Raw genomic sequence first — 12939 nt, 5'->3', positions numbered from 1 at the left:
GTGGCCGCAGCCGAGACCGTCCGCGTCGCGTCCAAGGGCCGCGGCACGCACCGCACCATCGCCGCGGCGGTCGCAGCCGCCCCGACCGGGGCCGAAATCGCCGTCGCGCCGGGGGAGTACGCCGAGAACCTGCGCCTGACCCGGCGCGTGCTGCTGCGCCCGGACGAGGGGGCGGGAAGCGTGGTCGTACGCGCGCCCTCCGGCGTCACGCTCACCGTCGCCGCCCCGGACTGCGTGATCCGCGACCTCGTCCTGCGCGGCGCCGAGCCGGGCGAGCCGGTGGTGTGCGTCGAGGACGCCGCCGGGCTCACCGTCGACACCTGCACGGTCGAGCACGGCCGCATCGACGTCCTCGGCTCCGGCGCCGGGAGCGGCCGGGCCCGCAACGCCGCCCTCACCGCGGACGCCGACCTCGCCGCCGACCTCGCCGACCCGACCTGCGGCGGCGTCCTGGTGGTCCGCGGCTCGCGCCTGCGCGGGGCCCGGCACGCCGCGCTCGTCCTGCACGGCGACGCCCGCGCGCGCGTCGAGGAGACCTCGGTCGACCGGGTCGACGGCATCGGCGCGGTGCTGTCCGGGCACAGCGTGCTGCTCGCCGTCCACGTGCGGGTGCGCGACGCGTCCGGCTCGGGCCTGCGGGTGCGCGGCGACGCGCGGCTGCTGGCCCGCGACACGGTCCTGGCCCTGGTCGGGCGCAACGGCGTGCTCGCCGAGGACCGCGCCGAAGTGCACCTGGAGGACTGCCGCGTGCTCGCCCCGGGACGCAGCGGCGTCCAGGCCGAGCACGAGGCCCGCGTCCACCTGCTGGACTGCCGTGTCGCGGACGCCCGGGGCAGCGCGCTGGCGGCCGAAGGCAGCGCGCAACTCACCGCCCACGGCTGCCGCGTGGTCGCGCCCGGCGGGAACGGCGTGATGGCGGTGGGGGACGCGAGACTGGCACTGATCGCGTCGACGGTCGCGCGCAGCGGCTACACCGCCGTCCACCTCGGCGGCCGCGCCGAGGCCGAGATCGGCGGATGCCGGGTCGACGGCAGCGACGAGCACGCGGTCGCCGTGGTCGGCCGGGCGCGGGCGGTGATCACCGAGACGACGCTCGCCGACGCGCGCATGTGCGGGATCCACGTCGCCGACGACGCCGCGGTGTCGGTGCTCGCGGGCCGCGTCCAGGGCGGTGGGACCGGCGTACGGCTGCGCTCCACCGCGGAGTCCGAGCTGCGCGAATGCGTGGTGACCGGACAGCAAAAGGCCGGGATCGAGATCGGCGGCCCGGGCCTTGTGACCCTGCACGGTACGCGCGTCGCGGAGACCGGCACAGCCGGCATCGTGGTCGACAACGGCGCCCGCATGCAGATGGACGGCGGCGGCGTCTTCACGGTGTCCGGGAGCGGGCTCGTGGTGGGGCAGAACGCCGAACCCGTGGTGCGCGGCATCCGCGTCGACGGCGTCGCCAAGAACGGCATCCTGCTCGGCCCGGGCGCGAAGGGCGTCTTCGAGCACGTCGACATCGCCTCGTGCGCCTACCCGGCCGTGCACGTGGGCCGGGACGCCGCTCCGCGCTTCCACGGCTGCCGGGTCTTCGACTGCGCCCAGGACGTCGGCCTCGCCGAGGGCGCGCACGCGGTGTTCGAGGAGTGCGTGTCGGTGCGCGTCGTCGCGGCCGCGCTGCCGTCGGTGACCGACCGCATGCCGCCGTCCCCGCGGCAGCCGGCCGAGCCGGCCAAGCCGGGCGCGGGACCGCGCGGCGCCGCCCCCGTGCCCAACGGCGCCGAACCTGGGCGTCCGGCACCCGCCCTGGTCGACCTGTCGGACCTGGGGGAGCCGCCGCCGCAACCCGAGACGCTGGAGGACCTGCTCGCCGAACTGGACGAACTGGTCGGCCTGGACGGGGTCAAACGCGACGTCGGCGGCATGGTCAAGCTCATGCAGACGGTGCGCAGGCGCCAGGAGGCCGGGCTGCCCGCCCCGCCGCTCAGCCGCCACCTGGTCTTCGCGGGCAACCCGGGCACCGGCAAGACCACCGTGGCCCGGCTGTACGGGCGCCTGCTCAAGGCCCTCGGCCTGCTGGAGCGCGGCCACCTCGTCGAGGTCGACCGCAGCTCCCTCGTCGGCGAATACGTCGGCCACACCGGTCCGAAGACGATGGAGTCGTTCAACCGCGCCCGCGGCGGCGTGCTCTTCATCGACGAGGCCTACGCCCTCGTTCCCGCGGGTGTCGCCAACGATTTCGGCGGCGAGGCGATCGCGACGCTGGTCAAGCTCATGGAGGACCACCGCGACGAGGTCGTGGTGATCGCCGCGGGTTATCCGGGGGACATGGAGCGGTTCATCACGTCCAACCCCGGCCTGTCCTCGCGGTTCACCCGCACGCTGCTGTTCGAGGACTACGCCGTGGACGACCTCGTGCGGATCGTCGAGCACCACGCCTCCCGGCACCGGTACGACCTCAGCGGGCCCGCGCGCAAGGTGCTCGGCGAGCTGTTCGCCGCGATGCCGCGCACGGCGCAGTTCGGCAACGGCCGCACCGCGCGGCAGGTGTTCCAGCAGATGACGGAGCGCCAGGCGCTGCGCATGGCGGAGATCGACGCGCCGGACGAACAGCAGCTCGTGGTCCTCGACGAACAGGACATCCCGCGGCTGGTCGGCGCGGACTGACAGCGCCCGCCGCCCGGTCGCCACGTCCCCGAAGGAGAACCCCCGTGTCCACAGGCAACGAACCCACAGCGCAGGGCGGCCCGCCGCCGCGGCGCCGCACGCTCGCGGAGGCGTACGCCCGGCGGCCCGCGCGCCCGTCGCGCGGCCTGGTGCCGGGACGGCGGGTCTGGGTCACGCTCGGTGCCGGGGCGAGCGTGGCGGCGGTGATCGGCCTGGTGGCGGCGGTGACCCAGGGCGGCGACGAGGGGACGCGCCCGAGCGCGGTCGCGGCGCCGCCACAGCCGGTCTTCAAGTACGAGGTGCCGACCGACCCTTCGTACGGCCTGCCGGCACCGACGGGGACCGCCGCCCCGTCCGCCCCCGCCACCCCGTCCGCTCAGGCGAGCGAACCGCTCCCGGCCGCCGAGTCGCCTGCGGCCGTCGAGTCGCCTGCGGCTGCCCCGCCGGCCGCCGCCGCTCCGCCGGCACCCGCCCCGCCCGCGCAGGCCCCCGCGGCCCGTCCCCCTGTGTCGGCGGCCCCCGCGCGCCCCAACACCCCCGCACCGCCGGCCCCGGCCGCTCCCGCCGCCAAGCCCCAGACCCCCGCCCCGCCCGCCCCCAAGGCCCCCGCCCCGCCGCCCCCGCCCGCGCAGCCGGACTTCCCGGGCGTCCCGCTCTACAACCCCGCGTCGGGCAAGTGCCTGAGCGGCTCCGCCGGTTCGGACGGCACACACGTGATCCTGTGGGGCTGCAACGGCAACGTGAACCAGAAATGGGACATCAGGTCCAACGGCACGATCCAGATCAAGGGCGTCCTGTGCCTGGACGCCGCCTGGGGCGGCACCGCCAACGGCACCCCGGTCCAAATCGCCTATTGCAGCGGCAACCCCGCCCAACAATTCACCCTCCGTGGCAACGCCCTCTACTCCCGAACCGCCAACAAGTGCGTGGACGTGGCCAACCGAGCCACCCACGAAGGCGCCGAAATGGTCCTCTGGGACTGCCACGGCGAGTCGAACCAGATCTGGCTCCGCCGCTGACCCCCAGCCCGACGGAAACCCCGCCCCCCAACCCGCGAACGCACCTTCGCGCCTCCCCACCGCCTCCCCGCGATCCCGTCCGCCGCGCTCACGCGTCCTCTCCGCGCTTTCCCGTCGCGTTGCGGGGGTGGCTGGGGGCTGCTGTAGTCGATTTATTCTGGTTTGTCGCGCGGAAAGCGGGTTCACCATGGACATCGAGCCGACCCCCACCCTGGACGGCATCTGGCGGGAACTCGCGCGCACCGCGTGGCAGGCGGTGTTCGTCACCGGGCTGCTCTCGCTGGCGCTCGGCATCATCGTGTTGGTGTGGCCCGGGCCCTCACTGCGTGTCGTGGGCGTGCTGTTCGGGCTGTACCTGCTGATCAGCGGCGTGTTCCAACTCGTCTCCGCGTTCGGCACGCACACCACGACCGGGATCCGCGTGATGGCGTTCATCAGCGGTGCCCTGTCGATCCTGCTGGGGCTCTTCTGCTTCCGCGGGACGCTTCAGTCGATCTTCCTGCTCGGTCTGTGGATCGGCATCGGCTGGCTCTTCCGCGGAATTGCGGAGGCGATGGCCGCCGCCTCGGCGCCCGACATGCCCGGTCGCGGCTGGCACGGATTCCTCGGTGCCGTCACCGCGATCGCGGGCGTCGTGCTGGTGGTGTCTCCGTTCGAATCGGTCAAGGTGCTGACCGTGGTGGTCGGCTGCTGGCTCATCGCCGTCGGGATCGTGGAGATCGTCACCTCGTTCCGCATCCGGCGCGAGGGGCATCAGGTCGCCGCCGAGTGGAGCGCCCGCGGCGCCGGTGCCCGGGTCGAGTGACGTCCGGGACCGCGGCGCCGGTCAGCGGACCGGCGGCGGTTCTCCGCCCTCGCCCGGCGCGGCCGGACCCGCGGTGTCGCCGGGTGGACGTCCCGGCTCCCCGGCCGGCGCCCGCGTCGGGGTGACCCGCGGGTCGGCCTGCCACTCGTTCGCGGCGGCGTGCCGGTCCGCCCGGGCGCGCAGCTCCGCGTCGGTCGTCCGGTGCATGCCGAGGCGGCGCCGGGTGCGCGGCCAACTCGCCGCGAGGGCCAGCCCCGCGCAGAAGATCAGCGCGATCGCCAGCCCGGACACGAAGATCGCCAGGCTGTTGAGCGTGACCATGTCCTGGTCGAACATGCTCACGGTGTACTCGGGTCCGCCCGAGGTGTTGTACGCGATGAGCAGCGCCGCGAACGCCGCGGCCGCCGCTGCGATGAGGAGTCCGAGGAAGATCATCTTTCTTCCCCTCTCTGGTGCGTGTCGTGCGCGTGGTGCGTGTGCTGCGTCCGATCGGTCTTCTGTGTCCGATTCGTCCGGTCCGTCGCCGCGCGGCTACCCGCCGACGCCGCACCCATGCGGCGCGCTCCGCGAACCGCATGCCGCGGGAGCCTGCGGGTAGGTGCGGGGCGTGACCGGCGACAACTCCGGCGCGCAACCCGATGCCCGGACCGCGGAGACCCCGTCCGACGACGCCGGGACGCGCCTGACCGTGTGGGTGGCGCTCGCCGCCAACGTCCTCATCGCGGCCGCCAAGGCCGTCGCCGGTGCGGTGGCGGGGGCTCCCGCGCTGCTGTCCGAGGCCGCGCACTCGGTCGCGGACTCGGTCAACGAGGGGTTCCTGCTCGCGTCGCTGAGCAGGAGCAAGCGTACGCCCGACGCCGAGCACCCCTTCGGGTACGGCAAGGAGCGCTACTTCTGGTCCCTCCTCGCCGCGGTCGGCATCTTCGTGATGGGCGGCTGCTTCTCGTTCTTCCAGGGCTTCGAGGCGCTGCGCGAGAAGGGAGAGCCCGAGACCGGCGCGTACCTCGCCGGAATGGCCGTGCTGGGCGTCGCGCTGCTCGCCGAGGGTGGGTCGCTACTGCGCGCGCTCGCCCAGCTGCGCGGCCAGGCCCGCCGCGCCGGGGTGCCGGTCGCCCGGCAGGTGCGCGAGGCGGGCGACCCGACGCTGCGCACGGTGCTGGCCGAGGACGGCAGCGCGGTGCTGGGCGTGCTGCTCGCGACGGCCGGGCTGGGGCTGCACATGGCCACCGGGAACGCGGTCTGGGAGGCGGCGGCCTCGTGGTCGATCGGCCTGCTGCTGGTCTTCATCGCGTACCGGCTCGGCCGCGCGGCACGCGGCCAGTTGATCGGCGAGGCGGTGGACGTCGGGTTGCAGCGCGCGATCCTGCGCTACCTCGCGGAGCAGCCCGAGGTCGACGTCGTCACGCAGTTGCTCACGATGCGCCTCGGCCAGCACTCGGCGCTGCTCGCGGCGCGCATCGACCTGGTCGACGGACTGGAGAGCACGGATGTCGAGGCGATGTCCGAACGACTCAAGGAGACCATCCGCTCCACCTGGCCCCACGTCGACCAGGTGTTCCTGGACGTCACCCGTGCCGGTGCCGCCGACCGGCGTGCCGCCCGCCGCCACCGCGCGGAGTTGGACAGGGCCGTGGGCGATCGCGACCGCACGTAGCGCCGCCGCCGAACACGTGTACGGGCGCGCCGATCGGGCAGCGGCACAGCGCCGGGCGCAGGCCCGGACAGTGAGGAGCGCAGGGCTCATGACCAGCCACGACGACCGGGTTCGCTACTTCGAGGTCTTCCACCGGCACGACTTCGACAACGACGGGGTCCTCAACGCCGAGGAGCTGATGGCGGCCCTGAGGGACCTCGGGCGCGAGGAGGAGGCCGCGGGGACCGAGCACCTGCTGCGGACGTACGACGCGGACAACTCCGGGTCGATCGACTTCGACGAGTTCCTGGCGCTGATGGACCGGGCGGGCACCGACTTCTCGCCGCAGTTGGGCACCGATGTCCGGGACGCGCGCCGTGACGAGGGTGGCAACGGCGGCGAGGGGTGATTGCGCGGCCCCCGCGGGCGGGCCTGCGACGGGACGGTTGCTCTCAATGGGGGAGTGCTGCCTAGCCCCACCGGGTGAAGGGTGAGGTGTCGGGTCGACCGGGCGGTTGGGGGATCGCGATCATGGCCGATGTCCGACCATCCCCGGGGGACGCGGAGACCGGATCCGCCAGCCCAACTGCCCGTCCAGGAGCCTCCCTTGCACCTCCGCCGCGCGACCGTACGCGTTCTCGCCACCGCCGCCGCCCTGATGCTCGCCACCGCGGGCACCGCCACCGCGACCGCCGGTGCGGCCCCCTCGCACCGCGACCCGTGCGGCTTCTACGAGACGGGTTCCGACGCGTACTACAACCACTGCACGTCCGACGGCTCGCGCATCGTGATCCTGGTCCGGGTGGCCTGGGCGCCTGACTACGAGCGCTGCGTCGCGCCGGGCCGGACGTGGCTCGGCAGCGCCGACAAGATCCAGGGCGCGGAATACACCGGACGCCTCTGCTGACCGGACGACCGGTCGAGCCGAACGGTGAGCGGAACGGCGCGGCCTGAACGGCGCGGCCTGAACGGCCCGGCCTGAACGGCCCGGCGGGGTCGGTCCGGCGGGGTCGGTCCGGTGGGTCGGCTCGGCCGGATCGGCCCGGTGGGATCGGCCTGTCGGGATCGGCCAGGCGGGCTCGGCCCGGTCGGCTCGACCCGGCCGGATCCGCCCGGGCCCGACACGGCTTTGGGGACCGGGCGGGGAGCCGTGCGCACCATCGGCGCGGCTCCCTGTCCGGTCCCCAATTCACTGCCACCGCGGCCCCACGCGGCGGTCAGCCGGCCGCCGTCTTCACCAGGTCCGCGATGCGGCGCTCGTCGGCCGCGGTGAGCTCGGTGATCGCGAACGCGGTCGGCCACATGGCGCCGTCGTCCAGCGCCGCCACGTCGTTGAAGCCGAACGTCGCGTACCGCGCGTTGAACTTCTCCGCGCTCTGGAAGAAGCACAGGACCTTGCCGTCCTTGGCGTACGCCGGCATGCCGTACCAGAGCTTCGGGGCCAGCCCGGGCGCGCTCTTCTTGACGATCGCGTGGATCCGCTCGGCCATCACGCGGTCGGCGTCCGCCATCTCGGCGATCTTCGCGACGACCGCCGCCTCCGCCTCGGCGGCCTTCTCCGCGGCCGAGCCGCGGCGGCGCGAGGAGGCCTTCATCTCCTGGGCGTGCTCCTTCATCGCGGCGCGCTCTTCGGCGGTGAAGCCGTCGTACGACGCGTCGGCCGAGGCGGCGCGCTTGGCAGGGGTCTTCGCGGCGGTCTTGGCAGTGGACTTGGTGGTCTTCGAGGTGCCGGTCATGAGGTTCTCCTTGGGGTGTCCGCCGCAGGTCCTGCGGAGTGGTGTCGCGTGTGCGGTGGTGCCGCGCTGGACAGGTCAGGGGTTTTGCAGTGATTTGCGCAATTCCATGTTCGGGGAAGCAGTGCCCGGGATCCCCGGATGCCCTCCGCCGCGCGTCAGCCCCAGGCCCCCGCGATCTGCCGCGTCGTGGCGTTCAGCCGGTTGAACATGTTCGTCACACCGATCATCAGGATGATCGCGGCGAGCTGCTTCTCGTCGAAGTACGTCGCGGCCGCGTCCCAGATGTCGTCGCCCACCGGGTCGGGTCGGTCCGCCAGCCGCGTGGCGGCCTCGGCGAGCGCCAGCGCGGCCCGCTCCTCGTCGCTGAAGTACGGCGTCTCCCGCCACGCCGCGACGGTGGCCAGCCGCTCGTCGCTCACCCCCGCCTTGCGGGCCGTCTTCGCGCCGCCGTCGACGCACGCGCTGCACCCGTTGATCTGGCTGACCCGCAGGTGCACCAGCTCCAGCGTCTGGCCGGGGACGCCGCCCGAATGCGCGGCCTTGAAGATGTCCTGGATCGGCTGCATCGCGCCGGACAGCACCATCGCGGGGTTCTGCATACGAGACTGCATCTGGTGTGCTCCACTTCTGGTCCCGGATCCGTCCGCCGGACCCCGGTTCTCCGGACCCGGTCTCCCGGATCGGCCCCGTGTTCCCGGGGTGTGGTTCCATCACAGCCGGGCCGCCGCCGCACGGCGACGGCGATGGGACATCGTGGGACACCCGGAACAGGCTTGACCAGCGACGATGCCGCCCGCAGAGTTTTCCCGGGGGCGGGACAGAGAGGCGGGAAACGATGGACGCGCGACCGCGCGGGACGGCCGAGGAGCCGCAGGAGGAACTGGCGGCACGGCTGCGCGGGCTCCAGGAGCTGTCCGGTCTCGGCGTGCGGGCCCTGGCCCGGGACGCGGGGCTCAGCTCCTCGTCCCTGTCGCGCTACCTCGGCGGCCGGACCGTGCCGCCGTGGCCGGCCGTCATCGCACTGTGCCGCCTCGTCAAGCGGGACCCCCGCCCGCTGCGCCCGCTGTGGGAGCGCTGCTCGAACCCGCTGCCCGCGCCGCCGAAGGCCAGCCGGCAGGTGCCGCCCCCGCCGCGCAACGACCTGCCCCGCGACGTTCCCGACTTCACCGGACGCGAGGCGTCCCTGACGGCGCTGCTCGCCGCGGTCGACAGCCACCGCGTGGTCGCGGTCGACGGCATGGCCGGGGTCGGCAAGACGTCCCTCGCCGTGCACGCCGCCCACCGACTCGCCGAGCGCTTCCCGGACGCGCAGCTCTACGTCGACCTCCACGGGTTCACCGAGGGCCAGGAGCCCATGGGCGCCGATTCGGCGCTGCGCATGCTGCTCGGTGCGCTCGGCGTCCCCTCCGAGCGCGTCCCGCAGGAGGGCCTTGAGCCACTCGCCGCGTGCTGGCGCGCGGAACTGGCGTCGCGCCGCGCGGTCGTGGTCCTGGACAACGCCGTCGACGTCGACCAGGTCCGTCCGCTGCTCCCCGGCGCCGGAGCGTCCGTCGCGCTGATCACCAGCCGCAACCGCCTGCTCGGCCTCGACGAAGTGCCCCCGGTGTCGCTGGACGTGCTGACCCCGGAGGAGAGCGCCGAGCTCCTGGCCCGCGCCAGCGGCGACCCCGCCGGGCCGGAAGGACGACTGTCCCGGGACCCGGAGTCCGCCGCCGAGGTGCTGCGCCTGTGCGGCCACCTGCCGCTCGCCCTGCGGCTCGCCGCGGCGCGGCTGCGGCACCGCCCGGGCTGGACCGTGGGCGTCCTGGCCGAGCGGCTCTCGCACGGGACGGACGAGGTCGACGCCGCGCTGGCGATGTCCGTGCGGCAGTTGGACCGCGCGCAGGCCCGCCTGTTCCGGACGCTCGGGCTGCTGCCGGGGGCCTCCTTCGACGAGTACGTGGTCGCCGCCGTCGCCGAGGTGCCGGTGCGCACCGCCCGGGCCGTCCTCGAAGACCTGCTGGACGCGCACCTCGTCCAGCAGCCGACCGCCGGCCGCTACCGGCTGCACGACCTGGTGCGCGGGCACGCCCGCCGGGCCGCCGCCGAGCAGGACCCGGCCGCCGACCGGGAACGGGCGCTCGGACGGATGCTCGACTACTACGTGCACGCGGCCGCCGCCGCGGACGCCGCGCTGGCCTCGCAGTCGCCCGTACGCCCGCCCTCCGCGGGCCACCCGCCGGCCGAACTGCCGCCGTTCGCCGACAAGAACGAGGCTCTGGCCTGGCTCGTCGCGGAGTACGAGAACCTGATCGGCGTCTTCGAGACGGCCGCGGCTGTCGGCGCCGACACCCACGTGTGCGAACTACCGCGCTACCTGCGGGCATACTTCGCGCGCCGCTGCGGCACGACGCACCTCAACTACCTCTTCGAGAGGTCGCTCGACGCCGCCCGCCGCCTGGACGACCCGCTGCACGTCGCGGAGGCGCAGAGCGACCTCGGCTTCGCCCGCTACAACGCGGGACGCATGGCCGAGGCGGTCGCCGCGTACGAGGCCGCCGAACCGCGGTTGTCGCAGGCGGGGGCCACCCGCAAGCAGGCCGAACTGGCCATGCGGCGCGGCTATCTGACCTGGGATCAGGGATACGCCGACGAGCCGCTGGAACTGTTCCGGAAGGCCGGGGCGGCGTACCGGGCCGCGGGCTGCCCGACCGGTGCGGCGCACGCGTCAGCCTCCGAGGCCTGGGCGCTCCTGCAACTTGGGCAGCGCGAGGACGCCGCGCGCCTGGCTCGGGACGTCCTCGACATCCCGCACGCCGACCCCGCCTGGCCGCCGACCCTCACCGCCCGCATCACCCTGGGCGTGGCCATCGCCGACGACGAACCCGAGGAAGCGGCCGAGCACTTGCACCGCGCGCTGGCGCTGGCCCGGGCCGACGGACACATGAACAACGAGGCGTGGTGCCTCAATTGCCTCGGCGTCGCGCTGCGCCGGATGGGGCGGTACGACGAGGCGCTGGCCCGGCACCGGGAGGCGTTCGAGCTGCTGGACAAGCTCTTCGAGGAGCACTGGAAGGTGCGCTTCCTCAACGGCTACGCCGAGACGTGCCGGGCCGCGGGCCTCACCGACGAGGCGCAGCGCCTGTACCGCCACGCGCTCAAGGCCGCCCCCGAGTTCGGCTACCGGCACGAGGAGGCGCAGGCCCACGAGGGCCTGGCCGCGCTGCTCGACGCCACGGACCCGGAGGAGGCCGCCCGGCACCGCGAGGCGGCGCGGGCCCTCGTCCGCGACCTGATGCCGAGCCCGGCATGACCGCGTTCCGGCATGACCGTGCCTCGGCCGCCCCGCGACACCTCCGTGGGTTCTACGCCGTTCCCAGGGCCTGCGCCAGCGTGAGCTTGCCGGTGGCGATATGGATCCCCCGGGACACGATCCGGGCGTTGGTCGTGTCCAGGGCGGACAGACGCGTCAGCGGGGCCGGTCCGTCGTCGTGCAGCGCGCAGCACAGCAACAGTATGGTGCGCAGCGGCCCCTCCTCGTACGGCGAACTCGGCCGGGTGACCAACTCCCGCAGCACAGGCCACAGAACGGACGCATAGCGCCCGTCGTCGGACCATTCGAGGCACACCGCGTACAAGTCCGCCCGCCGGACGAACGAACCCTCCTCGGTGAGGATGTACGCCGTGGCCTCCGCCGCCGGCTCACCCTCCGCGGCCCGATACAGCGCCGCCTCGATGACCTCCGAAGACAACGCGGGAACGGCGGCACCCGGGTGCGGCCGCTCCCGCCGCGCACCCGCCGCGGCGGCCCTGGCCTGCGCCGTTCCACCGACGCCCCGGCGCCGTTCGCCGCTCACGAAGTGCTCCCGGTGCCCGGCGCGCGCATCAGCACGATTCCCACGACCATTCGTTCTCGGCCCTCCCGCCCCGTCCCCTGCGCGAACATGCGGCACCCGCCGGAGTAAAACAACAGGGGTCCGGCATGTTACTACGCGGAACCACACGAACGACCCCACAATCGCCGTGTCGTGGACTCCCAACGCCTCAACGAACGTTCCGGTCCGACCGGTTCATCCAGTAGAGCTGCTTGTGGTGCCCACCCGTGGCCTCAAGAGCGGCAAGCCGCTCCCGAGCCTCGTCCTTCGTCTCATAAGAAGCAATCAAGAACCGAGCCCCATTGTCATCCTGCCGCCAAACCTGCCACCGCACAGACGTCCCCATACCCCCATCCTGCCGCCCCCCAGCGCAGCATCCCCATTGGGGCGGACCGGCGTCGGGCGGGGGTGGGTCGCTAGCCGGGGCGGGGGCCTGTTGGGTTGCGGCCGGGGGCTGGGCCGGAGGCTCGGTGGCGGCCTGGGCCGGTGGTGTTGCGGCGGCGGGGGTGGAGGAGGGTGGTGAGGGCTTCGAAGAGGCCCACCGGGTCGCCGCGGCGGGGGGATTGCTCGGGGGACGGTTCGGGGGGTTGTTCGCGGTGGGTCGGGGCCAGGCGGATCCAGCAGGATCCGTGGGTGGGGTCGTCGGCGTCCGGGAGCACCGGTTCCGCGTCGGCGAGGTCGCCGGTCTCGGTCAGCCGGGCCCGGGTGCGTTCGACCGCGTCCACGGGGCCGATCACGACGATGTCATGCTGTTCGTCCACGGACGGTCCAACGACGGAAGTTGCTGTCAGGTTCTGCTGAATCTTGGATGGTGTGTCGGTGGATTGTGCGGTCCGCGCGAGTGGGTGTCCGGGGTGCCCGGGGGCGGGGCGGCTCGACGTCGGGGCGGCGAGACGAATGCTTATGCAAACGGGCTTCTGAGCCATGGGAAGGCTCGCTCGGGCTCGCTTCAATGAGACGCATGGATACCTCGACCGCAACGCCACGCCGCACCGGCCGCGACGCCCTCGACGCCGTGCTCATCGCGTCGACCGTGCTCATGGGCCTGATCGCGGGCGTCTACTACTGCTTCACATGCGCGATCATGCCGGCGCTCGCGGGCACCGACGACCGCGTCTTCATCGACTTCCTCCAACGCGTCAACGACAAGATCGAGAACCCGGTCTTCTTCCTGAGCTTCTACGGCGCCTTCGTGGGGCCGTTGGTCGCCGCCGTCATGCAGCGCCGCCGCGGCGGCGGG

Annotated in this window: 12 protein-coding genes and 1 pseudogene; 8 read left to right on the top strand and 5 right to left on the bottom strand. The window is 73.7% G+C overall.

The features are described from left to right. From ACRX5S_RS24910 to ACRX5S_RS24900, 3 genes are all read left to right on the top strand, one after another. Window positions 1-2652: a right-handed parallel beta-helix repeat-containing protein gene (locus tag ACRX5S_RS24910; RefSeq protein ID WP_436775308.1), complete on the top strand. Its 2652-nt coding sequence runs from the start codon at window positions 1-3 to the stop codon at window positions 2650-2652. 44 nt (window positions 2653-2696) lie between these two features. Beyond that, window positions 2697-3671 carry a ricin-type beta-trefoil lectin domain protein gene (locus ACRX5S_RS24905; RefSeq protein ID WP_436775307.1) on the top strand — a complete coding sequence of 325 codons (975 nt, stop codon included), beginning with the start codon at window positions 2697-2699 and terminating at the stop codon, window positions 3669-3671. Window positions 3672-3858: 187 nt separating this feature from the next. Continuing rightward, a complete protein-coding gene (locus tag ACRX5S_RS24900) occupies window positions 3859-4476 on the top strand; it encodes an HdeD family acid-resistance protein (RefSeq protein ID WP_436775306.1) in 618 nt (205 codons plus the stop codon). Between the two features lie 21 nt (window positions 4477-4497). Here the strand turns inward: ACRX5S_RS24900 and ACRX5S_RS24895 are convergent, their stop codons facing one another. Continuing rightward, on the bottom strand, window positions 4498-4911 hold the full coding sequence (locus ACRX5S_RS24895) for a hypothetical protein (RefSeq protein ID WP_436775305.1): 414 nt from the start codon (window positions 4909-4911) through the stop codon (window positions 4498-4500). 172 nt (window positions 4912-5083) lie between these two features. Between ACRX5S_RS24895 and ACRX5S_RS24890 the strand changes: the two genes are divergently transcribed. The 3 genes from ACRX5S_RS24890 to ACRX5S_RS24880 all read left to right on the top strand — a co-directional run bounded on the left by ACRX5S_RS24890 (window position 5084) and on the right by ACRX5S_RS24880 (window position 7016). Then, window positions 5084-6130 (top strand): cation diffusion facilitator family transporter, encoded by a 1047-nt coding sequence (locus tag ACRX5S_RS24890; protein ID WP_436775304.1) that lies wholly within the window; start codon window positions 5084-5086, stop codon window positions 6128-6130. 88 nt (window positions 6131-6218) lie between these two features. Further along, window positions 6219-6518, top strand: coding sequence for an EF-hand domain-containing protein (locus tag ACRX5S_RS24885; protein WP_436775303.1), 300 nt, complete (start codon window positions 6219-6221; stop codon window positions 6516-6518). Between the two features lie 249 nt (window positions 6519-6767). After that, window positions 6768-7016: a DUF6355 family natural product biosynthesis protein gene (locus tag ACRX5S_RS24880; RefSeq protein ID WP_436775403.1), complete on the top strand. Its 249-nt coding sequence runs from the start codon at window positions 6768-6770 to the stop codon at window positions 7014-7016. Window positions 7017-7326: 310 nt separating this feature from the next. Here ACRX5S_RS24880 and ACRX5S_RS24875 read toward each other — a convergent pair whose 3' ends face one another. Together ACRX5S_RS24875 and ACRX5S_RS24870 are read right to left on the bottom strand one after the other, a co-directional pair. Next, the gene (locus ACRX5S_RS24875; RefSeq protein WP_436775302.1) at window positions 7327-7845 is read right to left on the bottom strand and encodes an iron chaperone; all 519 of its coding nucleotides are present in this window, start codon (window positions 7843-7845) and stop codon (window positions 7327-7329) included. A gap of 155 nt (window positions 7846-8000) precedes the next feature. Further along, window positions 8001-8456, bottom strand: coding sequence for a carboxymuconolactone decarboxylase family protein (locus tag ACRX5S_RS24870; protein ID WP_436775301.1), 456 nt, complete (start codon window positions 8454-8456; stop codon window positions 8001-8003). A 224-nt stretch (window positions 8457-8680) separates the two neighbouring features. Between ACRX5S_RS24870 and ACRX5S_RS24865 the strand changes: the two genes are divergently transcribed. Next, window positions 8681-11137 carry an ATP-binding protein gene (locus ACRX5S_RS24865; protein ID WP_436775300.1) on the top strand — a complete coding sequence of 819 codons (2457 nt, stop codon included), beginning with the start codon at window positions 8681-8683 and terminating at the stop codon, window positions 11135-11137. Window positions 11138-11189: 52 nt separating this feature from the next. Here ACRX5S_RS24865 and ACRX5S_RS24860 read toward each other — a convergent pair whose 3' ends face one another. Both ACRX5S_RS24860 and ACRX5S_RS24855 read right to left on the bottom strand, forming a co-directional pair. Beyond that, window positions 11190-11681 (bottom strand): hypothetical protein, encoded by a 492-nt coding sequence (locus ACRX5S_RS24860; RefSeq protein ID WP_436775299.1) that lies wholly within the window; start codon window positions 11679-11681, stop codon window positions 11190-11192. Window positions 11682-12115: 434 nt separating this feature from the next. After that, window positions 12116-12460 (bottom strand): hypothetical protein, encoded by a 345-nt coding sequence (locus ACRX5S_RS24855; protein WP_436775298.1) that lies wholly within the window; start codon window positions 12458-12460, stop codon window positions 12116-12118. A 200-nt stretch (window positions 12461-12660) separates the two neighbouring features. Here ACRX5S_RS24855 and ACRX5S_RS24850 point away from each other — a divergent pair. Continuing rightward, a pseudogene (locus ACRX5S_RS24850) lies at window positions 12661-12939 on the top strand (DUF1772 domain-containing protein); the annotation flags it as partial.

It is taken from the genome of Yinghuangia sp. YIM S09857, from assembly GCF_051388915.1.
Taxonomy (GTDB): Bacteria; Actinomycetota; Actinomycetes; order Streptomycetales; family Streptomycetaceae; genus Yinghuangia.
The sequence above is the reverse complement of the archived record's forward strand: the minus strand, read 5'-3'. Positions and strand labels throughout refer to the sequence as shown.